This is a genomic window from Streptomyces sp. NPDC059009, assembly GCF_042740175.1.
GTDB lineage: Bacteria > Actinomycetota > Actinomycetes > Streptomycetales > Streptomycetaceae > Streptomyces.
The window spans coordinates 77,606-100,161 of record NZ_JBHYJB010000022.1 but is presented as its reverse complement, the minus strand read 5'-3'; the positions used below and the strand labels follow the sequence as shown (position 1 = coordinate 100,161).

Genomic DNA, 22,556 nt, shown 5'->3' with positions numbered 1-22,556 from the left:
TGCGGCTACTTCCAGGCGTCCGTCACCGCGCGCCGCGCCGCCTCCAGGTCGACCGTCAGCCCCGCCTCGCCGAGCGCCGCGCCCAGGGCGGCGAGCGAGGCGTGCACGACGCCACGGGTCGCGTCGGGCCCGTAGTGGTTCACCCGGATCATCTCCTGGGCGAGCGAGCCCCCGCCCGCGACCAGGGGCAGCACCGGATCGGCGGCGAGGGCCTTCGCCACCAGCTGGGAGGCGTCGACCCCGGCCGGGACGCGCAGCGTCGTGGCCACCGGCGCCGCGTCCACCGCCTCGTGGACGTACGGCTCAAGTCCCCCGCCGAGCGCGAGCGCGCCCGCGCGCGTGGCGGCCGCCGCCGTGGCGTGCCGGGCCATCACCGCGTCGAGCCCCTCGTTCTCGATGCGCTCCACGCACGCCTCCAGGGCGAGCATCTCCAGCTGCGCCGGGGCGTGCAGGAGCGCCTTGCGGCCACCGTCGACCCAGCGCTCCTTCCAGTCCAGGAGGGAGAGGTAGGAGCGGCGCGGCGCCTTCGGGTTGGCGGCGATCCGCTGCCAGGCCCGCTCGCTCACCGACACCGCGGAGACGCCCGCGGGACCGCCCATGGCCTTCTGCGCGCCGATCACGCACAGGTCGACGCCCCACGCGTCCGGCAGCAGCGGCTCGGCGGCCACCGAGGCGACGGCGTCCAGCATGAACAGCGCGCCGTGCTCCCGTACGACCGCGCCGATCTCCGCGACCGGGTTGGTGTTGCCGGTGGCGGCCTCGGCGTGCACGAGCGAGACGAAGTCGATCTCCGGGTGCGCGGCGAAGGCGGCCCGCACCTGCTCGGCGGTGACGGCCGTGTGGAACGGCACGGACAGGTCGATGACCGTCGCGCCGCAGTCCCGCAGCCAGTTGCCGAAGGTCTGCCCGTACGGGCCGGTGATGACGTTGAGCGCGGTCGTCCCCGGACCCGCGGCCCCCTTGATGCAGCCCTCCAGGGGCAGCAGCGCCTCGCCCTGCATGATCACGACGTCCTGCTCGGTGCCGAGGAGGCGGGCGACCCGGTCCTCGACGGCGGCGAAGTGGGCGGCGCTGAGGGGGGCCAGGTCGAGGAAGGGGTGCGTCACGCTGCTGCTCACGGGTCGCGTCATCTCACTTCATGGTTCGTCTGTTGGTGCAGCCAGGCCGCTGTCGGTGCGCTCGGGCTGCCGCTTCGAGCGTAACCGCAGCCTCCTAAGCTTCCGTACATGAGCGATCACGCGGTGCTGCACGTGAAGGGGCGGGTGCTGGTCGGGCCCGAGGACGTACGGGACGAGCTGTGGGTGGTCGGGGGGCGGGTCACCTACGACCGCCCCGCCGCGGGCGACGTGACGACCGTCGAGGGCTGGGCGCTGCCGGGCCTCGTCGACGCGCACTGCCACGTCGGGCTCGACACGCACGGACCCGTGGACGCCGAGACCGCAGAGAAGCAGGCGCTCACCGACCGCGAGGCGGGCACCCTGCTGATCCGCGACGCCGGTTCGCCCTCCGACACCCGCTGGATCGACGACCGCGAGGACCTCCCGAAGATCATCCGGGCCGGCCGGCACATCGCGCGCACCCGCCGCTACATCCGCAACTACGCCCACGAGATCGAGCCCGACGACCTCGTCGCGTACGTCGCCCAGGAGGCCCGCCGCGGCGACGGCTGGGTCAAGCTCGTCGGCGACTGGATCGACCGCGAGGCCGGCGACCTCACGGCGTGCTGGCCGCGCGGCGCGGTGGAGGCGGCGATCGCGGAGGCGCACCGGCTCGGGGCCCGGGTCACGGCGCACTGCTTCGCGGAGGACTCGCTGCGCGACCTGGTCGAGGCGGGCATCGACTGCATCGAGCACGCGACGGGCCTGACCGAGGACACCATCCCGCTCTTCGCGGAGAAGGGCGTGGCGATCGTCCCGACCCTGGTCAACATCGCCACGTTCCCGGACCTGGCGGCGGGCGGCGAGGCGAAGTTCCCCCAGTGGTCCGCGCACATGCGGGACTTGTACGAGCGCCGCTACGACACGGTGCGGGCGGCGTACGACGCCGGGGTGCCGATCTACGCGGGCACGGACGCCGGGGGCTCGCTGGCGCACGGGCTCGTGGCCGGGGAGGTCGCCGAGCTGGTGCGGGCGGGGATCCCGGTGCGGGACGCCCTGTCGGCGACGACGTGGGGGGCGCGGGAGTGGCTGGGGCGGCCCGGGCTCGACGAGGGGGCCGCGGCGGACCTGGTGGTGTACGGGGCGGACCCCCGACAGGACGTCGGCGTGCTCGCGGCGCCGCGGCGGGTGGTGCTGAACGGACGGGTGGTGGGATGAAGGCGAACTCGACTGTTTCCGGCGGGAGTTCACCGAACGCTGCCTTTGGGGGTTTTCGCGGAGATTGACGAGATCCGCCTCCCATGACACGGTAAAGCCCGTGCCAAGGGGGGTGGCTGATCCATGCTGGCGGGTGTCGAAATCGCCCGTTCTGCAGGGGTTACGGAAAGTACCTCGCGCCCGTTCACGCCGTACGCGCGGCCGGGGCGCGGGGTCGGTCCGACGGCGTGCTGAGAAGTGCCGCTCTGCTCCCTTCGACTTGATGAGAGAAGAGGCATCGGGGACATGCTTTTCAGGATTCTTGGCCCGCTCCGGATGCGGGGGAGCGCTGAAATGAGCTCGCCCGTCCGGCGCGCGATCCTCACCGCCTTTCTGCTCAGACCGGGCCAGTCCATAGCCGTGGGAGAGCTGGCCGAACTGCTCTGGGACGAGCCGCCCTGCTCCGCCACGGCGAACATCCGCAGCCATGTGACCGGACTGCGGCGCGACTTGGACGAGGCCGCTCCCGGGCTCAGCGGCCGCCTCAAGACCTACCGCGGCGGCCAGAGCGGCTACGGACTCGACGTCACCCCGGACGAATCCGACCTGGCCCGGTTCACGCGGGCCACCCGGCACGGCCGCGCCCTGCTCCTCGACGGCCGGGCCGACGCCGCCGTCGACACCCTCGAGGAAGCCGTGGCCCTGTGGCGGGGCCCCTTCGGACAGGACCTGCCGCCGACGCGCTGGTTCAGCGCCCATACGGTCGGCCTCAACAACGCCCGCTTCGACGCCTGTCAGGACCTGTTCACCGCCTGCATCCTCGCCGGCCGGACCGAGCTGCTCGGCTACCGGATCGAGACCGTCATCGCCGAGGAGCCCTACCGGCAGAAGCTCTGGGCGCTGCTGGCCGCGGTGCACTGCATCCGCGGCGACGTCGTCGGCGCCCTGAACGCGGTCAAGCGCTGCCAGCAGCTCTTCGCCGAGGACCTGGGTCTCGACCTGCCGCCCCAGGTGGCGGCCATGCGGGCCGCGGCGCTCACCTGGGACTGCGACGCGGCGTTCCGGCTCGTCGCCGCCCGCGCCTCGACCGCCGAGGGCACCGCCCCCGACTTCGTGTAGCGGGGACGGCACCGGCCTCGTACCAGGACGCTGTGCGCGTCAGGAGTTCCGGCGGCGCAGCGCCACGTACCCCAGCGCCAGTGCGAGCGCCGTCCACGCGGCCAGGACGGCCATGCCGGTCCACGCGGTCAGCACCGTGTCCTCCGGAGGCCGACTCGACAGGATCAGGCTGCCCGCCACGTCCGGCAGGAACTGGGCGAACTTCCGTACGCCCGGCAGGCTGTTGAGGATCGTCGACACCATGAAGAACAGCGGAACCAGCAGCCCCATGGTGAGCGCGGAGCTGCGCAGCACCGCCGCGAGGCCGATCGAGAACGCGCAGAGCAGCGTCGTGTAGAGCACCGCCCCGACCAGCGCGCGCACCGCCCCCGCGTCGGAGACCGACGCGGCCAGCGCCCCGCCCAGAGCGAGCTGCGTGGCGAAGAAGCCGGCCGCGACCACGACGACGGACGCCACGAACGCCGTCGCGGTGCCGGTGAGCACCTTCGCCGCATAGAACACGCCGCGCCGGGGCACCGCGGTGAGCGAGCTGTTGATGGTGCCCGAGGCGTACTCGCTGGTCACGGTCAGCACACCGAAGACCACGAGGGCGATCAGACCGAGCCGCAGCCCGCCGAAGCCGGTGGCGACCGCGTCGAAGTCGGCCTTCGACTCCGCACCCATGTCGTCGTACGCACCGCGCATGACGGAGCCCGTGAGCACGGCCACGGCCACGCTCACCACCAGGAAGAGGCCGAGGTTCCACACGGTGGACCGCAGCGTCCGGAGCTTGATCCACTCGAAGGCCATGGCCGCGCGGAGGTCCGTCGCCGACGAACCCGCTGCCGTCGTCGTCACATCTGCCGCCATCGTCAGCGCACCTCCTGCTTTGCCCGGTAGTCGACGGCGTCGGCCGTCAGCCGCATGAACGCCTCTTCCAGGGAGGCCACTTGGGGACTGATCTCGTAGACGGTCACCTGGTTGCGGGAGGCGAGCGCCCCCACCGTCTCCAAGGTGGTGCCCTCCGCCTCGATGACGCCCTCGGGCCCGTCCGCGAACCGGATCCCGTCGGCGGTCAGCACGTCCCGCATGCGCTCGGGCTCCGGGGTGCGGACGAGGATGTACGAGCGGGAGTGGCGGGCGATGAACTCCTCGACGGAGGTGTCCGCGAGGAGGCGGCCCCGGCCGATCACGACGAGGTGGTCCGCGGTCAGCGCCATCTCGCTCATCAGATGGCTGGAGACGAAGACCGTGCGGCCCTCCGCCGCCAGGTTCTTCATCAACTCCCGTATCCACAGGATGCCTTCGGGGTCGAGCCCGTTGACCGGCTCGTCCAGGAGCAGCACCCGGGGGTCGCCGAGCAGTGCGGCGGCCACGCCCAGGCGCTGCGCCATGCCCAGCGAGAGCCCCTTCGCCCGCTTGCGGGCCACGTCCGCGAGGCCCACGATGTCGAGGACCTCGCCCACGCGCGCCGCGGGGATGCCGTTGCTGCGGGCAAGCCCGAGCAGGTGCCCGTGCGCGGTGCGCCCGCCGTGCAGGGCCTTGGCCTCCAGGAGCGCGCCGACCGTGCGCAGCGGCTGCGGGATCGCGGCGTACGGCCTGCCGTCGATGAGCACCCGGCCGGACGCCGGGCGCTCCAGGCCGATCATGGCGCGCATCGTGGTGGACTTGCCGGCGCCGTTGGGGCCGAGGAAGCCGGTGACGCGCCCTGGTTCGACGCGGAAGGTCAGTCCGTCGACGGCGAGCGTCGCTCCATAGCGCTGGGTCAGGTGTTGTACGTCGATCATTGCCTGTCACTTCTCGGTGGTGGGGGGATACAGGGGTTACGGGATACGGGGTTACGCCGGTGCCGTGCGCAGCAGCTTCAGCAGGTCGCGCGCCGCGGCCTGCGGACCGTGGACCTGGCCGACCCCGGTGGCGTTGAGGACGACCTCGTCCACGCCGAACTGCCGGTACTCGTCCAGGCGTTGGTGGATCTCCTCCGGAGTGCCGTAGAGGAACACGCCGCCGTCGACGAGGCGCCCGGCGTCCTCGGGCCCGGACTCGCCCGTCACGGTGATCCCGGCCCTGCGCAACGTGTCCTGGTAGTGCGGGAGTTGGATGTGGGAGCCGCAGGCGGCCGCCGCGAGGGCCGTGACGTCGCGGTCGGGCCCCGACAGGGCGACGGGCACGATGGCGGTGACCCTGACCGGCTCGTCCAGGGCGCGGTCCGCGCCGCGCAGGGCGGGCATGAGGGTGGTGCCGACGTACGGGGCGTTGCCCATCCAGGTGATGGCCACGTCCGCGACCTCGCCGGCCAGGGCCGCCATCCGCTCCCGCAGCACGCCGAGGCCCACGGACACCGGCGGGGCGAGGGACTTGATCAGGTTCCCGGAGACGGAGTGGTAGTCGCCCCGGACGTCGACGGTGTCGCCGTTCAGCAGACCGCGCACGATCCGGATGTACTCGCGGGAGGCGCGCAGCGGGCTCGCGTACGGCTTGCCGAGCACGCCTTCCTGGATCGACAGGGAGCCGGGGCCGAAGCCCGCGACGACCGGGTGCCCGGTGGCGAGCGCCACCGACCGGGCCTCGACCGCCGCCTGGTACGGCGAGCGGAACGGCATCAGCGAGACGCCGAAGCCCGCGGGCACCCGGATGCCGAGGCCCGCCAGATGGCTGATCACATGGTGGGACTCCAGGACCATGCCCTGGCCCTGCCAGAGGCGCTCGGCCCCGGCCCACTTCACGAGGTTGGCGAACGGCACGACCTGCTCGGGGCGGGTCGGTCCGAAGGGGAGAAGGATCGAGTAGTGCACGGACCGGCCCTTACTTGCGGCGGGACGACCGCAGCATCCAGAGCGAGACCGCGCCGCCCACGACGACGGCGAAGCCCGCGCCGCCCCAGTTCTCCTGGGTGGTGCAGACGGCCGCGATCACGACGCCGATGAGCAGCGGGAAGCCGGTGCTCATGCTGTTCTTCCGGCCGTTCTTTTGGCCGTTCTGGTTCTTCATGGGTAACTCCTTTTCTCTGTACGTCAGTTGGCGGGCCGGCCGCTGATGAGGGCCACCGGGACGGCCGGCCCGTCGGTGGTCCGGCCGGAGCGGGCGGCCCGCAGCATGAGGTCCGTGTCGCCGACGCCCGACCAGCCGAGCAGATAGCCGAGGAGCGAGGTGCGGCCCGCGACGCCGGTGTGGAAGCCGCGGTCGCGCGCCGCCGCGAGCACCCGCTCCTGGTAGATCTCCGCCCGCTCCAGGAGGGAGGCGTCCTCGAGGCTGCGGCCCGTGGCGATCAGGGACTGCACGACGCCGCTGGTGCCGTGGCAGACCGACAGGTCCACCGGGCCCTCGGCGGGCAGCCGCGTCGCCCCGTCCACCAGCTCCGCAAGGCGGGCCCCGGACAGCCGGTCCCGGCGCCCGGCCGATGTGAGGATCTCCGCCGTGGCGAGGAGCAGTCCCGCCGCGCCGTTGCACCAGCCGGACGCGGGGGAGCGGTCGCCGTCGACGAGGCGCCGCAGCAGCCACTCGGCCGACTCCTGCGCCAGGGCGGTGTCCCCGAGGACCCGGCCGACGCGGGCGGCGGCCCACCGCATGCCGAGTTCGCCGTGGGCCACGTCGAACCAGGGCTTCGCCTTGGGCGCCTGGGCGTGCGCGAGCGTGAGGTCGCGCAGGGCCGTCAGCCGCCGCTCGTCGACCAGGGGCTGCTCGCCTGCCTCCAGGCGCGACAGCAGGACCATCAGGATGCCCGCGGGCCCCGTCGCCAGATCGCTGTCCAGCGTCCCGGCCGCCGCCCGCGCGTCGATCGTGTCGAGCGTCCGCTCCAGCCACGCCGGGTCCACCTGCCCCGGCCGGGCGAGCAGCGTGGAGGCGGCCCCGGTGAACACGCTCTCCGGCGCGTCCGCGAGCACGTCGCCGTACTCGGCGAGGAGCGTGTCGAAGCCGCGGGCCGCGCTCCGCGCCACCTCGGTGAACGCCGCGTCGTGGCGGGCCGCGTTCTCCAGGAACGTGACGATGCCGCCCGCGTCGTGGAACGAGATGAAGTTGCCGGGCGTCACCGTGGGCGCGTTCCGGTCCGGGCCGATGCCGCAGACCCAGCCCGTCTCCGGCCCCCTCGGCCCGTCGTGGGCGACGCTCACGGCGTCGATGGTGCGGGCGATGCCCGGCCACCAGGCGCGCGGCCCGGCCCCGTCGAGCGTCGGCGCGAACACGCTGTGCGCGGACAGGCCGGTCGGGTGGTCCGCGGTCACCTCGTTGAAGCACTCCTCCATCAGGAAGTGGTGGAAGAGGTCGCTGCGGCGGCCGCCGAGCGCGACGCCCGCGCGGGCGAAGTCGAGCGCCGAGGTCGTGTGGACCTGAGGGAAGTGCGTCCCGGGGGTGGCCAGTTCGGTGGAGCCGCCGCGCGCGACGAAGTACGGGACGTTCCCGGTGTGCAGCGCCGCGCGCTCCTGCTCGCCCACGTAGGCGGCGGCCTCGGGGCTCAGGTAGTCCGGGTAGGTGCCGAGGAGCCCGAAGACCCGCTCGGCCTCCTCGATCTCGCGGAGGTAGTCCGGGTGTGTGGCGGCGTCCAGGAACCGGGTGTAGACCATCGTCGAGCGGATCAGGCAGCGCACCGGCATGTCGGGGTACGCGTCCAGGACCTTGCCGATCCCGTCGCCGCGCACGGCCCGGAGCGCGTCCCGGTAGCCGGAGAGGATGTCGCCGAAGTGGTCGACGGGCGACAGCGGCCGCTCGCCGAGCCGGGGCACGTTGTCCGTCTGGCGGTGGGTGACCTGCTCCCAGCGGACGCGGACGCCGTCGGTGGTGCTGTCGTGGATGACCGGCCGCTTCATCTTCGACGTCTGGTCGCCGTCGATGCCGACGCCCGCCATGACCAGGTCGATGGGGGAGTTGGGGTTGGCCATCGGGACGAGCATCGTGGAGACCACGGACAGCTTCAGCTGGTTGATCAGCACGTGCGGCAGCGAGTCGTTGTCCACCCCGGCGTTGGGCCGGACCATGGTCTCGGTGTCGATCACGCACGGGTTCTCGCCCGCGGCGAGGAGGTTCTCGTCGTGCAGGTCCGAGGCGCCGATGGCGCCGAACAGCGCGCACAGGGCGCCGAACCGGTAGAAGTAGCGGGCGACCTGGTCCGCCCCCGTCATCGGCCGCGGGGTGACGTAACTCTGCCAGCCGTGCCCGCCGATGGTGACGGAGGCCGGGGCGCACTCCCGCAGCGAGTACGTGAGGTGCTGGTCGGCCGCCGTGTACAGATCGCGGACGAAGGCGTCGGAGACCAGGGCGCGCGGCTTGAAGACGACCTTGCCGCCGCCCGCGACCTCGACGCCGACGACCTGCCGGTTGTCGTTGTGCAGATCGGCGCCGGTGGCGAAGAGCCGGGTCAGGGGCGCGTCGTCGGCGGCGAGGAGCCCGGCGTCGCGCAGCACGGCCCGGTCCTCGGCGTAGGCGGTGAACACGTCGGTGAACGCGTCGAGGGAGTTGCTCAGGACCCGGTCGAGGCGCTGCTGCAGCACCGTGTACCGGTCCATGAGCTCATGGCTGTACGCGGGGTCGGCGAGGCGCCCGCCGTACTCCTTGAGGGCCTGGTCGCTCTCCGTCGTCATCGGCAGCCCGCGCCGCTCCCGGAAGGCGTGGAACTCGCCGATCAGCATCCGGAACGAGTGGAACTCGACGGCGCCGACGAGCTCGTGCCACACCTGGTCGAGCAGCGCGTCCCCGTACTCCGGAGCGGACGCCCCGGCGACGGCGTCGCGCAGCCGCTCGGCGACCGTCTCGCGCGGGATCAGGCTCAGATAGAACGGCAGGAAGGCCGGGACCGAGACATGGGGCTCGGCCGAAACGTGGGGCTCGGTCATGCTGGCTCGCCTCCGACGAGGACATCCGTGGTCGTGTCTGCGCGGTCCGCGCTGTCTGCGTAGAGGTCGGCGTAGACCGAACCGCCGGCCAACAGCGCCTCGTGCGTGCCGTGTTCGACGACGCGCCCGCCGTCGAACACATAGATGTGGTCCGCCGACTTGATCGTCGCCAGCCGGTGGGCGATCACCACCTGGGTCGCGCCGATGTCCTGGATGATCCGGGTGACGCGCCGTTCGTTGACGGTGTCCAGGGACGCGGTCGCCTCGTCCATCAGCAGGATCCTGGGGCGCTGGAGCAGGGCCCGTACGATCGCGAGGCGCTGGCGCTGCCCGCCGGAGAAGTTGGCGCCCATCTCGGACACCAGGGTCTTCAGGCCCATGGGCAGGTCGTCGAGGAAGTCGAGGATGCCGACGCTCGCGCAGTACTCCCGCACCCGCTCCTCCGGGATGTCCTGGCCGAGGGTCAGGTTCTCCAGGATGGTGCGGTTGTGCAGGTGCACCTCCTGCGGGATGTAGCCGATGGCGCGGCGCAGCGCGTTCTTGTCGTACTCGGCCATGTCGACGCCGCCGAACCGCACGCTCCCACTGGTGGGTTCGTACAGGCCGCAGACGATCCGGCCGAGGGTGCTCTTGCCGGAGCCGGACGCGCCGACGAAGGCGACCTTGGCGCCCGGCTCGATCTGAAGGGACACGTTCCGCACCACGAGGGCGCTGTGCGCGGTGTAGCGGAAGCTGACGTCCGCCAACGTGACGGAGGTGTCCGGGAGTTCGGTGCGCTCCCCGCCGGGCGACTCCGCCGGGGCCGCGGTGATGTCGTTGAGGCGGGCCACGTAGCGGGACGCCTCCGCGAACTCCGTGTACGTCTGGAACACCGACGTCGCGAGCGCGAAGTACGTGGCGGACACCGCCTGGACGGCGATCGCGGCGCCCAGGGATATCTGGCCCTGGCCGACGAAGTACAGGCTCGCCAGGAGCAGCACGATCGGCCCGAACATCTGCGTCGTGGTCGTCACGCCGGAGATGCGGCCCTGTTGCAGGCGCATCCGCTGCTTCATGGCGTCAAGCGACTGGTCGTACGTCTCGCGCCAGCCCGCGACGAACTCGTCGGCGTAGCCGCCCATCTTGATGGTCGGGATCGACACGATCGCGTCGAGCTGCGTGGACTGGCTCTTGGACAGGTGCGCGATCTCGGCGTCGACGGCCTCGCGGACGCGCACCCGGGTCTTGGCCAGATAGGCGGCGTTGAGCAGGAACAGCACGAGCGCGATCAGCCCGAGCCGCCACTCGGTGACGAACAGATAGACGGTGACGCAGACGAGGGTGCCCACGTCGAGGACGCCCTGGGCGACCCGCGAGGAGAGCAGGTCCCGGATCGCGTTGACGCTGTTGAGCCGGAACAGCAGCTCGCCGGGTTGTCGCGTGGTGAAGAACCGGTAGGGCAGCGAGAGCAGCTTGGCGAAGGTGTGCGTCATCAGGTGTTTGCCGAGCACGGCGACCAGCGACGACAGGACGAGGATCCGCACCAGGTGGATCGCGAAGTAGCCGACGGCCACGGCCAGGACCAGCGCGATGACCAGGGAGAGGTCGTCGAGCCCCTGCCACCGCCCGGCCCGGTCCACGGCCCACTCGGTGAGCATCGGGATGCCGAGGACCGCGGCGTACCCGCTGAGCGACAGGAGCGCCACGAGGGCGATGCGCTTCTTGGCCCCCTCGGCGAAGAGAGGGATGCCGCGCCACTCGCTGAACGGCTTCGCCCGGGTCTTCTCGAAGCCGGGGCCCGGCTCGGGGGCGATGACGATGTCACTGAAGCCGTCTTCGAGCTCCGCCCGGCCGATGCGGCGGCGTCCCACGGCGGGGTCCATGACGACCGCGGTGCGGCCGTCGAACTTCTCCAGGACGAGGAAGTGGTAGTCCTCCCAGTACAGGATCACCGGGGAGGTGAACTTCTCCAGCGCGGAGATGTCCCTCACGCGGTACGGCTTGACGTCCATGCCGCGCGCGGACAGGTACTGCGCGAGCTGGTTCGCGGACAGCCCGTCGCGGCCCGCGTCCATGGCGTCGCGGGCGCTGGAGAGGCTCTCGGCGCGCCCGTGGTAGCGCAGGACCGCGACGCACGAGCAGAGCCCGCACTCGGTCTGGGTGACCTGGGTGACGGTGGGTACCTGGCGGGCCATGGTCAGTCCCCCCGCACGGTGAGGGTCAGCGGGGACACCCGGTGGGCCGGGTCCAGGCGGTTGACCAGGTGCAGCACGATCCCGGCGGAGCCCACCATGAGGCTGTTGGTGTGGGCGTACCGGCTGCGGGCGTCGGAGGTCTTGCGGGCGAACACGTCGGGGCGCAGCCACCGCTCCTCGACCGCCGCGATCTCGGCGCGCAGGGCGTCGCCGTCGGGCCCGGCGAGCGAGCTGAGGATGTCGTGGTTGCCCAGGTCCCCGTGGCACCAGGTGAGGTTGCGGCCGAAGCCGGATTCCAGGGTGCGCGCCACGGCCTGGTCCCGCAGGCGGGCCACCGAGGCGTCGCCGGTCACGGAGGCGTACGAGGACAGGGCCAGGGCGATGCCCGCGGCCCCGTGGCACCAGCCGGTCGAGAAGGTGCCCGGTGCCGAGAGGCTGGAGGACCAGTTGCGCGCGTCGGGGTCGTAGAACCCGTGCAGTTGGCCCGCGAGCGAGGCCAGGGTCTTCTCGGCGTCGTCCCGCCGGTCGGCGGGCAGGTGGGGCAGGACTTGGCTCAGGGTGTGCACGATGCCGCTGACGCCGTGGGCGAAGCCGGACTGGGTCAGGACGGACCGGGCCGCCTCGCCGCCCGCGTCCGGGGAGTCGGAGCGCAGGAACTCCCCGAGCAGCGCGACCAGTTCGGGGACCGCGGTCTCGGCGTGCGGCCCGCCGATGGCCTGGACACAGCCGAGCACGCCCGCGACGCCCCCGATGACGTCCAGCGGCACCCGCCCCGGCGGCTGGGCGCGGAGCTGGTCGAGGACGAGCGGCACCGCGTCCTGGGCGGCCCGGGTCCAGTCGGGCTCGTCGAGGAGGCGGCCCGCCGCCGACAGGGCGAAGAGGATGCCCGCCATCCCCGTGTAACCGCCGTACCCGGCCTGGTGGATGCTGCGCGTCTCGTACCGGCGGCTCGCCAGGATGTCGGCGGTGGTCGAGAAGATCTGCGCGGCCAGTTCGCGGTAGGCGCCGTGGTCGAGGAGGCGTCCGGCCGCGGCGAGCGCCAGGGCCGGGCCGGTGCGGCCGGTGTACAGGTCGTAGCCGAGGACGCCGGGCGGCCAGGGGCGGCCCGCGTCGGCGGAGGCGAGCGGGCCGATCCAGGTCCGGGGCAGGTGCGCGAACGTGTCGGGCAGCGACGTCGCGACCATCCGGTCGCACAGCTCGGTGACGAGGGAGAGCGGCGTGTGCGCGCCGTCGCGCGGCGGACGGCCGCCCGGCGCGGGTGCCGGGTGCGCGTCGGCGATGAGGTGGTTGTCGGGGAAGCGGGACGCGAACGCCGAGTGCAGCAGCCGGAGTTGCTCGCCGAGCCCGAACTCGCTCAGGCGCGCGGCCTTGTCGAGGGCGAGGTCGAGGGGCGACTGCGCGAAGTGCGCGCCGACCTCGGCGCCGGAGCCGTCGGTCAGGGCGGTGCCGGTCGCGGCGACGGTGAAGTACGGGACGTCGCGCCCGGCGAGCTGGCGCATCTCGGAGCGGACGAGCTGCCGGTCGGAGGTCTTGCTGGCGATCGCGATGCGCTTCAGGAGCGCCAGATACGGGGCGGGGGAGTCGAGGGCGCTCGGCCCCGCCGTCATCCGCAGCGTCTGCGCGTACAGGGCGGTGGGGTTGTGCACGTACCGCACCCGGACGTCCCCGGCGACCCGGCGCAGCAGGTCCGTCCAGCTCTCCCGGTCCGCCATGACGGCACGGAAGACCCGCGAGAAGCCGTCGGCCATGTGCCGGCCGAGCTCGTACGTCTCGTCCCGGGAGAGGGAGCCCGCGACGGTCTGGCGGCGCTCGGCGGCCGCGGCCCGGAAGGCCAGGCCGATCTCGTCCGTGAACGGCCGGACGAACTGCATCGACTTGAACGGCGAGGCGCCGCTGCCCTGGTCGCCGAGGAAGCCCAGGTCGACATGGCCGGAGCCCGGGTCCTTCCCGGCCATGACGAGGGGCAGGATGCCGATGCCGTAGATCGACTGCCCGATCGTCGCGTACGCGTTGCCGGGGGCCTGTGGGGTCGGTCCGGTGTGGATCCGCTCCGGGTGCAGGATCGTCTCCAGGTCGATCGGGAGCGGGCCGCGGCGGGTGGGCAGGATGTTCTCGAAGTGCATGTCCCGCGCGTTGAGCAGATACAGCACGGCGGCGAGCTCACCGCTGGCGCGCATGAACTCCGCCGGCCGGTCCGAGACGTCCTCGGCCTCGATGAACTCCACGTACCCGTAGCCCTCGCGCCGCAGCACCGTCGCACTGACGAGCCCGGTCCCCAGGCGGGAGTTGAGCTCCTCGGCGAGCGTCACGTAGACGGCCTCGCAGGACACGTCGCGCGGCTTGTGCACGAGGCGCTTGCCGGACGCGAAGACCAGGACCGACACGCTGCGGCCGTGGTGGTGTGTGTCCCCCTCCGAGCGGCCGAGGGAGACCAGCCGGTCGTGGGCGTCGATGCCGAACGCGGCGGCGATCGCCGGGCGGTCGGCCACCAGGCGGGCGCACAGCTCCCGGGCGGCCGCGGCCTCATTGCGCAGCACGACGCGGGTGACGTCCCGCAGGACCGGGAAGGACAGGCCGCTGAACGCCTCGAAGGACGTACGGCGGGCGCCGTCGACGAAGGAGGCGTAGCGCTCCTTTGGGGTGGCGCCCTGGAGCAGGCCCTGCTCGCGCGCGTGGTTGACCGCGGCGACCAGCGGGCGGGTGTACACGTCCCGCAGGCGGGTCTCGGCGCGGCCGAGCAGCTGGATCAGGGCGTCCTGCGGGTCGGCGAGGAGACCGTCGAAGCCGTCGAGCGGACGCGTGTCCGCGACGGCGGCGGCGACGCTCCGGATGACGCGCTGGAACGGGTAGTCCTCGGGGGCGTCGAGCCACGCGCCGAGCCGTGCGTCGAGCTGCGCGTCGAGCTGTGCGCCGAGCCGTGCGGCGGCCGGGTCGTCGAGGACGGCCAGCGTCTCCGCGTCGAATTCCTTGAGGGGCGTGATGGTCTCTTCGACCTCGGCACTGTCGAACTCGGGGTAGTACTGAAGGGGAGTTGTCACGTTCTTGCTGCTCCGTAGTGCGCGAAGTCGAGAATCGAGAGTCGAGGGTCGGGACAGCGAAAGGCGGAACGGGAACCGGTGGTGCTGCTCCCGTTCCGCCTCCGCCGTGCTATCCGCCTATCCCGAAGGACGAAGCGGGCTTCAGCACTTGCTGCTGCACTTGGTGGTCGGGCACAGGGCCGCGCTGGCCAGGGTGACCGTGGCGATGCACCACGGGCCGGTGCCGCCGTGCGTGTCGGCCTCGCTCAGCTCGATGAGCTCGGCCTCGTCGTAGCCGCCCAGCACGTCGTTCTTCTTGTCCTGCATGAGGTGCTCCTTGTTCGGGTTCCGCTGTCGGCGTGCTGCCGGAATCAGTTGCAGTTGGGCTGGCATTCCTTGGTGAGCGTGCACCAACCGCCGTTGTTGCCCAGCTTGTTGGACAGCGAGAAGGTGTTCGTGGTGCAAGCGCCGTAGGCGATGCCGTCGAAGTCCTGCTCCTGGATCTCTTCCAGCAGCTCGATGTCGCCCTTGTACACAAGGTCTCCTTAGGTTCGAATCCAAAAGCCGCCGGCTCATCCGCACGTCGGCGACCCGGAATTCATCCTGGGCGACACATGTTCAGCCGGGATATCGGGAGCGAGCGGGCGGCGCACAGCTCGCGCATAGGCGCGGCATGCGGGGTTGACGAGGCGTGACGCCCGGGTGCTGTGGCTCGTTGGAGATGGCCGCTCCACGCGCCCCGTCGGCAGGCGGATGCGCGTCACTCCGCAACTCGGGTGACTCCAGGGAACAGCCGTGCCGCCAGATTCGAATGGGAAAGCGGAAACCTCCCGTTGGAGTGAACTCACCACAGGTGCTCGCCCGTTCACTCTCAGTGCGTAAAGATTCCCTCGTCGATGTCGGTGATCGGCGCGTGCACGTCATGTCCCATGTCCCCCATGCGGAACGTCGCGCGCCCGGCGCCGACTCCGTTTCTCTCGTGGGGGTCCCACCACCTTGAACAGCAACAGCCGCACCACCGTCCTCGCGGCGGCCGCCGCCGCAGCCCTCGCCCTCGTCGCCGCGGGCCCGGCACAGGCCACCGGCGATCACGGCGAGGGCAAGGGCAGGGCGAGCGCCGTCGTCCTGCGCACCGGGCTCGACGTCTCCCTGCTCAACAAGACGGTGAACGCCCCGCTCACCCTCGCTCTGAACGAGGTCCACGCCCCCGCGAGCGCCCAGAAGACCGCGCTCACCGCCGAGTTGGAGGGCGTCGACCACGGCCGCCCCTTCAGTGTGCTCCGCGCCGACGTGGCCACCGCCCGCGCCACCGCCGAGAAGGGCCGGGCGGAGGGGTACAGCAACGTCGCGCACGCCAAGGTGCACGTGCCGGGGCTGCCGCTGCTCTCACTCATCGAGGTCGACCAGGTCACCTCGAAGGCCGTGTGCGCGGCGGGCAGGCGGCCCGTCGCCGAGTCGAACCTGCTCGGCTCCGTCACCGTCCTCGGCAAGCGGGTCACGCTGTCGGCGGGCGGCACCACCCAGGTCGAGGTGCCGGGCGTCGGCGAGGTCCGCCTCGACCTGTCGAGGACGAGCACGACATCCCGTACGGCCGCGGCCGCCGCGCTCGAACTCGAGGTGTCCGTCAACCCGTTGAAGCTCAACGTCGCCGAGGTCGAGGGCACCGTCACCCTGGCGGGCGCCACCTGCACGGCCCCGCCTGAGACGGCGCCCGAGCCCAAGCCCGAGCCCGAGCCGGAGGACGAGGGCCCCAAGGCGCAGGGCAAGGCGGCCGAGCCCGTCGCCGCGAAGGCCGCCGAGCCCCGCGAGAACCTCGCGGAGACCGGCGGCGACTCCCGCACGCCCTACCTCGCCGGGGGCGCCGCGCTCCTGCTCGTGACGGGCGGCGCCGCGGTGGCCGTGTCACGCCGGGCGCGCAACCGGGCCTGAGGCTCAGCGGGGCTCAGCGGGACGGGCCACCACCAGAGCGGTCGGGCCTACTGGCGGCCGAGCGCCGCACGCAGCTCCGCCAGGAACCGGTCGCTCGTCGACCGGTCCCGCACCGCGACCCGGAGCCACTCCTCCCCGAGTCCGGGAAAGGTGTCGCCGCGCCGCACCGCGAACCCCCGCTCCCGCAGCTCCTCCCGGAGGCGGGCCGCCTGCGGAGCCCGTACGAGGACGAAGGGCGCCGCCGCGGGACCGGTCACCCGGACCCCCGCGGCGGCCAACTCGCGCAGACCGGCGACCAGATGGGCCCGGTCCGCGGCGATGCGGTGCGCCGCGTGGCCCGCCTCGGCGAGGGCGCGCGGCGACACACAGGTCTCGGCGGCCACCAGGGCGGGCGTGGAGACCGGCCACAGGGGCTGGGCCCGCTCCAGGTCCGCGACGGTCTCCGGAGCGGCGAGAACATAGCCGATCCGCAGGCCCGCGAGGCCCCACGTCTTGGTGAGGCTGCGCAGCACCACGAGGCCGGGCACGTCCGTGCGGCCCGCGAGCGCCTCACGCTCGCCCGGCACCGCGTCCATGAACGCCTCGTCCACGACCAACGTCCGCCCGGGGCGCGCCAGTTGAGCGATCGACTCCGCCGGGTGCAGGACCGAGGTGGGGTTGGTCGGGTTGCCGATGACGACCAGGTCCGCGTCCTCGGGGACCGCGTCCGGGGACAGCCGGAAGCCGTCCCCGGGGGCGAGGAGCACCCGGCGCACCGCGTGCCCGGCGTCCCGCAGCGCCGCCTCCGGCTCCGTGAACTGCGGGTGCACCACCACGGGCGCGCGCACCTTCAGGGCGCGCGCGAGCAGGATGAACGCCTCCGCCGCGCCCGCCGTCAACAGGACGTGCTCCGGCGGGAGTTGATGCCGGGCCGCCACCGCCGCACGTGCCGCGCGGCCGTCCGGGTAGGCGGCCAGGCCGTCGAGGGACGCCGCGATGCGCTCCTTCAGCCAGCCCGGCGGCGTGTCCGCGCGGACGTTCACCGCCAGGTCCGTGAGGCCGGAGCGGGCACCGTCGCCGTCCCGCATCTCCGCGTCGCCGTGGTGGCGCAGATCCACGGACGCGGCGGCCTCCGAGGGCCCGGCCGCCTCCGCGAGCCCGGCCGCCTCAGTGGGAGTGCGCATGGCTTCCGTGGCTGTGCCCGTGGTGGTGACCGTGGTCCCCGTGGCCCCCGTGGTGGTGTCCGTCGTCGTCCGGGTGGAAGTGCGGCTGCTGGGGCAGGCCCACCTTGTCCTCGAAGCCCGGCAGCGCGATGCGGTACACGCACGAGTCGCAGTTCATCCGCAGATCGCCCTTGACCGCCTCCTCGTACCGCTCCATGACCAGGTCAAGGAGCTCCTCCTCCGGTCCGATCACATCGGCGGAGTGAACCTCCACGTCGGGGTGCGCGGCCGCCCAGCCCTCCGTCTGCTGCCGCACCCGGTCCGGCAGGATCCCGGTGAACAGGAAGTACGGCAGGACGACGACGCGGCGCGCGCCGAGCCGCACGCAGCGGTCCAGGCCCGACGGCACGTCCGGCGCCGCGAGCGACACGAACGCCGTCTCCACACCCGCGTAGCCGCGCCCCTCCCACAGCAGCCGCGCCGCCTTGTGCACCTCGGCGTTGGCGTCCGGGTCCGTCGAACCGCGCCCCACCAGCAGGACCGTGACGTCGGCGCGGTCCTCGGGCGAGCGCGCCGCGCCGCCCAGCGCCTCGTCAAGGCGCCGCTCCAGGACGTTCAGGAGCTTCGGGTGCGGGCCGAGCGGACGCCCGTAGGAGTACGAGATCCCGGGGTGGCGCTCCTTCTCGCGGGTCAGCGCCGCGGGGATGTCGCCCTTGGCGTGCCCGGCGGACACGAGCATCAGCGGGACCGCGGCGAAGCGCGTGACGCCGCGCTCCACGAGCTCCGTGACGGCCTCCCCGAGCGGCGGCGGCGACAGCTCGATGAAGCCGCCCGCGACGGGGATCTCGGGGCGGCGGCGGGCCAGTTCGGCCACGAAGTCCCGGAAGGCGGCGGCCCCCGCCTCGTCGCGGGTGCCGTGTCCGGCGATGAGCAGGGCGGGGGGCGTGGTCACTGGGACTCCTTGGAGCGTGAGGTGTTCTGGTTCTCTGTGGCGGTCTCGGCAGCCGTCCCGGCAGCTGTCCCGGCGGCTGAATCGGCGGCTGAATCGGCCTGCCAGCGGTAGCCGCGAGGCGTCACCATGCGGCCGGCGACGGCACGCGTCGCCGTGTTGCCCACGGTCACGACGGTCATCATGTCGACGCTCGCCGGGTCGAGCCCGCCGAGCGTCGTGTGGCGCGCGGACTCGTCGGGCCGCGAGGCATTGCGTACGACCCCCACGGGCGTCGACGGCTCGCGGTGCTCCCCGAGGATCGCCAGGGCCTTCGGGAGCTGCCAGTCACGGCCCCGGCTGCGCGGGTTGTAGAAGGTGACGACGAGGTCGGCCGCGGCGGCCGCGCGCACCCGCCGCTCGATGACCTCCCACGGCGTGTGCAGGTCGGACAGGCTGATGGAGACGTGGTCGTGGCCGAGCGGCGCCCCGAGCACGGCCGCCGCGGCGAGCGCCGCGGTCACCCCCGGCACACCCACCACGTCGATGTCGCCCCCGGCCTCGGCGAGCGCGGGCGACGCCATCGCGTACACGCCCGCGTCCCCCGACCCGATCAGCGCCACGGCCTGCCCGCGCTGCGCCTCGGCGACGGCCGTACGGGCCCGCTCCTCCTCGGCGCCGAGCCCCGACTCGATGATCCGCGTACCGGGCCTGAGCAGGTCCCGGATCTGGTCCACGTACTGGTCGAGGCCCACCAGGACCGAGGCGCGGCGCAGCTCCTCGCGGGCGCGCGGCGTGAGCAGATCGCGCGCCCCGGGCCCGAGCCCGACGACCGCGAGCCGCCCCCGCGCCGGGCGCCGCACGACGGCACAGGTCGCCATCGCGGCCCGCCCCTCGGGCGCCGACTTCCGCTTCGGTACGAGGAGTTCGCCCCCGCCCACCAGGGCGGCGGCCTCCGCGACGGAGGGCGTCCCGACGGCGGCGAGCGGCGCGGCGGAGGGGTGCGGGACCTCGACGCCCGCCAACTCCTCGGCGCCGTAGGTCACCAGCGGCACCCCGAGGGCCGCCGCGGCCCCCACGATCCCGGCCTCGTCCGCCTTGGCGTCGACGGTCGCCAACTCCCGCACACACAGCTCCGAGAGCCCACCCTCACGCAGCGACTCCCGCACGAGCCCGAGGACTTCAGAGAGGGCGGCTCCCTTGCTGGCGCCGACGCCCACGACGAGGGAGGGAGGCCGAAGGACGACCTCGCACTCGGCAGGGGCGACGAGCCGGTCGCTCACGCGGATGCTGGGCACAGCCCCACCGGTAGAGCGCGGTACATGAGCGGGAAGGGCAGGGAAAGGCCAGCTCAACTCGGCGTGGAGGGCAACGTCTTCGCCGTCCAGGAGGGCCCGGCTGACCCCCGCGACGTCACCCTCGAAGGGAACGCCCAACGTATCGAGACCCGGCAGCCCCACCGCATCCGTGGCCGTGGTGATGACGGGCTCGGCCCCGAGGACGTCCGCCACGTCGCGCGCGAGCGCGTTCGCACCCCCGGCGTGCCCACCCACCAGGGACACCGCGAACCGCCCCGCCTCGTCGACGCAGACGACACCGGGGTCGGTCCGCTTGTCCGAGAGCAGCGGCGCCACGAGCCGCACCACCGCCCCCGTCGCGAGGAACGCCACCACCTGCTCGCACTCCGCGAAGGCCCGCTCAAAGGCGTCCCGCACGGGCCCCTCGTACACCCGGGTGCGCCCCGGCCAGGCCGAGGCGAGACGGCTGCAGGCGCCTCCGCCGGAACTCGTCGCGGAGATCAGGCCGATCACTGAACTACCCCTTCACCGAAGGTACGTGTGGAAGAAGCCGCGGGGCGGACGCCCCACAGCAGGAACACCGGGTTCGTGGCCGCGAGCCGCGACACCTCGCCCGGCAGCGGCGCGAGCCGCGACGACTGCAGCAGCACGCCGTCGCACGCGTAGCCCGCCGCGACGAGCGTGTCCCGCACCACCGGCACCCGGTCCAGTGCGGCCATCGCCACCACCACCGCGCGCCGCGCCCGCCGCGCGCAGGACGTCACGATGGCGGGCAGCTCGCGCCCACCGCCGCCGATGAAGACCGCGTCCGGGTCGGAGAAGTCGGACAGGATCGTGGGCGCGGCGCCGTGCACGACGCGCACGTCGACGCCGTGCGCGGCCGCGTTGGCGCGGATCTGCTCGCAGCCGGACGCGGTCTTCTCCACCGCGACGACGGCCGCCCCGAACCGCGCGCACTCCACGGCGACCGAGCCGGAGCCCGAGCCGATGTCCCACACCAGGTCGCCCAGGCGCGGGCCGAGCCGGGCCAGGGCGAGCGCCCGCACCTCGAACTTGGTGATCATCGAGTCGCGGTGCGCGAACTCGCTCTCGTCCAGGGCCCATTGGGCGGGTCCTGGGCCCACCCCCGTGAAGGCCCGCACCGGCGCGAGGGCACGGTCCTCGTCGAGGCAGAGCACGACGCTCACGGCGGCGCCCCAGTCGCGGGCGGCGGCCTCGGCGGGGGAGACCCGTTCGATCCGCTCGTGCTCGGGGTCGCCGAGGGCGGTGGCGACGACGAGGGTGCGGGTGCCGGTGCGGCGCGCCAGTTCGGCGCCGAGCTCGGCGGGGCCGGCGCCGGGGCCGGTCAGGACGGCGACCTTCGGGTGGGCGCGGCAGGCGTGCAGGGCGGTGCGGACGTCCCGGCCGTGCGCGCTCACCACGACGGCGTCGTCCCACGGCAGCCCGATCCGCGCGAAGGCGGTGGCCACGGACGAGACACCGGGCCGCACGTCGAGCGCCGCGGGCCCGAACCGCTCCGCGAGCGCCCGCACGATCCCGAAGAACCCGGGGTCCCCGGAGGCGAGGACGACGACACCGGCCGCGCTCGCGCGGGCGGCGGAGCCGGACAGGAACGCCTCCGTCGCGGAGTCCCGCTTCGCTGCCTTCTCGACGTGTCGCTCGATGGCGTCGAGCGCGGGCGCGAGCGGACCCATCACCACGCGCTCGGCGTCCGGCGGCACCTCGTCCGCGGCCGCGTCGAGATGGCGCCGGGCCCCGGCCACGAGCCCCGCCGCGCGCACGGCTTCGCGGGCCGCCGCGTCCAGCGGCGCCCCCGTCCCCGTACCGACGACGACGATCACGCCTCGGCCTCCGGACTCCCGTGCCCGGCGCGCTCCGCGCCCGCGGGCCCGGTGCCCTCCGCACGCTCGGCGCGCAGCGCGGCCCGCGCCGCCGGGTCGGCCCGCCGGAAGCCGTGGAAGTGCCCCGGGTGGTAGAGGTGCGAGCGGGTGCCGTGCGCGGCGAGCGCCGGGCCGACGAGGAACAGCGTGTGCTTCCAGAGCCGGTGCTCCTTGACCGTCTCTTCGAGGGTCCCGATGGTGCAGGTGAGGACGAGCTCCTCGGGCCAGGTCGCCTGGTACGCGACGACGACCGGCGTCGATGTCGGATAGCCGCCCTCCAGGAGCTCCCGCACCAGCTGGCCGCTGCGCGCCGCCGACAGGAACAGCGCCATCGTCGTGCCGTGCCGGGCGAACTCGCGCACCTCCTCGCCGGGTGGCATCGGCGTCTTGCCGCCGCCGAGCCGGGTGAGGATCACGGACTGCGCGACCTCGGGGATCGTCAGCTCACGCCCGGCGATCGCGGCGACCGCCGAGAACGACGAGACGCCCGGCACGATCTCCGTGGCCACGCCGAGCGCCGCGCACCGGTCGAGCTGCTCCTGCGTGCCGCCCCACAGGGCGGGGTCGCCGGAGTGGATCCGGGCGACCTTCAGCCCGTCACGGGCGGCCCGCTCGTACACGGCGACGACGTCTTCGAGGGACATCGCCGCCGAGTCGAGGATCTCGGCGCCGTCCCGCGCGTGCTCCAGGACCTCGGCCTGCACCAGGCTGGCCGCCCAGATGACGACGTCGGCGTCCGCGATGGCCCGCGCGGCGCGGAAGGTGAGCAGATCGGCGGCGCCGGGCCCGGCGCCGACGAAGGTCACCTTGCCGGGGCTGGCGGCTGCGGCGGCATCGGCCATGGGATGGGGGTCCTCTCGGATCGTACGAAGTGAAGTGGTGCGGAAGGGGCGGGGCCGCCGACCGAGGTCAGCGACAGCACCCGGGGACGGAGACGGGGAAGGAGACGGGTACGGGGACGGAGACGG

18 protein-coding genes are annotated in these 22,556 nt (G+C 73.3%); 3 read left to right on the top strand and 15 right to left on the bottom strand.

Annotated elements, in window-relative coordinates; all coding sequences use genetic code 11:
* Positions 1 to 5: 5 nt before the first annotated feature.
* On the bottom strand, positions 6 to 1,106 hold the full coding sequence (locus tag ACFWYM_RS22465; RefSeq protein ID WP_384840035.1) for a pyridoxal-phosphate-dependent aminotransferase family protein: 1,101 nt from the start codon (positions 1,104 to 1,106) through the stop codon (positions 6 to 8).
* 120 nt (positions 1,107 to 1,226) lie between these two features.
* Here ACFWYM_RS22465 and ACFWYM_RS22460 point away from each other — a divergent pair, with 120 nt between their 5' ends.
* Together ACFWYM_RS22460 and ACFWYM_RS22455 are read left to right on the top strand one after the other, a co-directional pair.
* On the top strand, positions 1,227 to 2,315 hold the full coding sequence (locus ACFWYM_RS22460; protein WP_384839876.1) for an amidohydrolase family protein: 1,089 nt from the start codon (positions 1,227 to 1,229) through the stop codon (positions 2,313 to 2,315).
* A gap of 333 nt (positions 2,316 to 2,648) precedes the next feature.
* A complete protein-coding gene (locus ACFWYM_RS22455; protein WP_384839873.1) occupies positions 2,649 to 3,413 on the top strand; it encodes a BTAD domain-containing putative transcriptional regulator in 765 nt (254 codons plus the stop codon).
* Positions 3,414 to 3,452: 39 nt separating this feature from the next.
* Here the strand turns inward: ACFWYM_RS22455 and ACFWYM_RS22450 are convergent, their stop codons facing one another.
* The 9 genes from ACFWYM_RS22450 to ACFWYM_RS22410 form a co-directional block, all read right to left on the bottom strand.
* Complete coding sequence (locus ACFWYM_RS22450) at positions 3,453 to 4,262, bottom strand: ABC transporter permease subunit (protein WP_384839870.1); 810 nt, start codon at positions 4,260 to 4,262, stop codon at positions 3,453 to 3,455.
* A 2-nt stretch (positions 4,263 to 4,264) separates the two neighbouring features.
* Positions 4,265 to 5,179 (bottom strand): ABC transporter ATP-binding protein, encoded by a 915-nt coding sequence (locus ACFWYM_RS22445; protein ID WP_384839868.1) that lies wholly within the window; start codon positions 5,177 to 5,179, stop codon positions 4,265 to 4,267.
* Between the two features lie 51 nt (positions 5,180 to 5,230).
* Positions 5,231 to 6,187, bottom strand: coding sequence for an LLM class flavin-dependent oxidoreductase (locus tag ACFWYM_RS22440; RefSeq protein WP_384839865.1), 957 nt, complete (start codon positions 6,185 to 6,187; stop codon positions 5,231 to 5,233).
* Positions 6,188 to 6,197: 10 nt separating this feature from the next.
* A complete protein-coding gene (locus ACFWYM_RS22435; RefSeq protein WP_384839863.1) occupies positions 6,198 to 6,383 on the bottom strand; it encodes a hypothetical protein in 186 nt (61 codons plus the stop codon).
* Positions 6,384 to 6,406: 23 nt separating this feature from the next.
* Positions 6,407 to 9,220, bottom strand: coding sequence for a DUF4135 domain-containing protein (locus ACFWYM_RS22430; RefSeq protein ID WP_384839860.1), 2,814 nt, complete (start codon positions 9,218 to 9,220; stop codon positions 6,407 to 6,409).
* On the bottom strand, positions 9,217 to 11,394 hold the full coding sequence (locus tag ACFWYM_RS22425) for a peptidase domain-containing ABC transporter (protein WP_384839857.1): 2,178 nt from the start codon (positions 11,392 to 11,394) through the stop codon (positions 9,217 to 9,219). Before ACFWYM_RS22425 ends, ACFWYM_RS22430 begins: the two co-directional genes overlap by 4 nt.
* A gap of 2 nt (positions 11,395 to 11,396) precedes the next feature.
* On the bottom strand, positions 11,397 to 14,432 hold the full coding sequence (locus tag ACFWYM_RS22420; RefSeq protein WP_384839854.1) for a type 2 lanthipeptide synthetase LanM family protein: 3,036 nt from the start codon (positions 14,430 to 14,432) through the stop codon (positions 11,397 to 11,399).
* A 141-nt stretch (positions 14,433 to 14,573) separates the two neighbouring features.
* Positions 14,574 to 14,738 carry a class II lanthipeptide, LchA2/BrtA2 family gene (locus tag ACFWYM_RS22415; protein WP_384839851.1) on the bottom strand — a complete coding sequence of 55 codons (165 nt, stop codon included), beginning with the start codon at positions 14,736 to 14,738 and terminating at the stop codon, positions 14,574 to 14,576.
* A 44-nt stretch (positions 14,739 to 14,782) separates the two neighbouring features.
* On the bottom strand, positions 14,783 to 14,947 hold the full coding sequence (locus ACFWYM_RS22410; RefSeq protein WP_384839848.1) for a plantaricin C family lantibiotic: 165 nt from the start codon (positions 14,945 to 14,947) through the stop codon (positions 14,783 to 14,785).
* Positions 14,948 to 15,407: 460 nt separating this feature from the next.
* Here ACFWYM_RS22410 and ACFWYM_RS22405 point away from each other — a divergent pair, with 460 nt between their 5' ends.
* Positions 15,408 to 16,340, top strand: coding sequence for an SCO1860 family LAETG-anchored protein (locus ACFWYM_RS22405; RefSeq protein ID WP_384839845.1), 933 nt, complete (start codon positions 15,408 to 15,410; stop codon positions 16,338 to 16,340).
* A gap of 47 nt (positions 16,341 to 16,387) precedes the next feature.
* Here the strand turns inward: ACFWYM_RS22405 and cobC are convergent, their stop codons facing one another.
* The 5 genes from cobC to cobM are packed head-to-tail and all read right to left on the bottom strand — an operon-like array spanning position 16,388 to position 22,430.
* Positions 16,388 to 17,503 carry an Rv2231c family pyridoxal phosphate-dependent protein CobC gene (gene cobC, locus ACFWYM_RS22400; protein WP_384839842.1) on the bottom strand — a complete coding sequence of 372 codons (1,116 nt, stop codon included), beginning with the start codon at positions 17,501 to 17,503 and terminating at the stop codon, positions 16,388 to 16,390.
* Positions 17,487 to 18,434, bottom strand: a complete 948-nt coding sequence (locus tag ACFWYM_RS22395; RefSeq protein ID WP_384839839.1) for a sirohydrochlorin chelatase — start codon at positions 18,432 to 18,434, stop codon at positions 17,487 to 17,489. The genes cobC and ACFWYM_RS22395 overlap by 17 nt, the downstream gene beginning before the upstream one ends.
* Positions 18,431 to 20,221, bottom strand: coding sequence for a precorrin-3B C(17)-methyltransferase (gene cobJ / locus ACFWYM_RS22390; protein WP_384839836.1), 1,791 nt, complete (start codon positions 20,219 to 20,221; stop codon positions 18,431 to 18,433). The genes ACFWYM_RS22395 and cobJ overlap by 4 nt, the downstream gene beginning before the upstream one ends.
* Complete coding sequence (gene cbiE, locus ACFWYM_RS22385; RefSeq protein WP_384839833.1) at positions 20,218 to 21,549, bottom strand: precorrin-6y C5,15-methyltransferase (decarboxylating) subunit CbiE; 1,332 nt, start codon at positions 21,547 to 21,549, stop codon at positions 20,218 to 20,220. Before cbiE ends, cobJ begins: the two co-directional genes overlap by 4 nt.
* Positions 21,546 to 22,430: a precorrin-4 C(11)-methyltransferase gene (gene cobM, locus ACFWYM_RS22380; RefSeq protein ID WP_384839830.1), complete on the bottom strand. Its 885-nt coding sequence runs from the start codon at positions 22,428 to 22,430 to the stop codon at positions 21,546 to 21,548. Before cobM ends, cbiE begins: the two co-directional genes overlap by 4 nt.
* Positions 22,431 to 22,556: the final 126 nt, after the last annotated feature.